This window comes from Flavobacterium sp. A45 (assembly GCF_002001005.1).
In the GTDB taxonomy this organism is placed as follows: Bacteria; Bacteroidota; Bacteroidia; order Flavobacteriales; family Flavobacteriaceae; genus Flavobacterium.
In genome coordinates this window covers 1-311 of sequence record NZ_MUNX01000020.1, presented here as the reverse complement: position 1 = coordinate 311, position 311 = coordinate 1, and the positions used below count along the sequence as shown (strand labels likewise).

General features: G+C 45.7%; 1 protein-coding gene. It reads left to right on the top strand.

Annotated elements, in window-relative coordinates:
* Nucleotides 1–311 (top strand): hypothetical protein (locus tag B0E44_RS18690; RefSeq protein WP_165688746.1); only part of this gene is annotated, 311 nt, incomplete at both ends.

Here is a 311-nt window from a genome sequence, read left to right as displayed (position 1 = left end):
GGAACGGTACGGATTATACAACGAATCAGATAGGAACAAGATTCCCAGGAGCAGACGGTTGTACGGCAGATCAAGTATTGAACTTGACTGTAACGCCAAAACCTGCAGATATAGTAACGAATCAAACGATTTGTTCGGGAGCGACCTTCACCTGGAACGGTACGGATTATACAACGAATCAGACAGGAACAAGATTCCCAGGAGCAGACGGTTGTACGGCAGATCAAGTATTGAACTTGACTGTAACGCCAAAACCTGCAGATATAGTAACGAATCAAACGATTTGTTCGGGAGCGACCTTCACCTGGAAC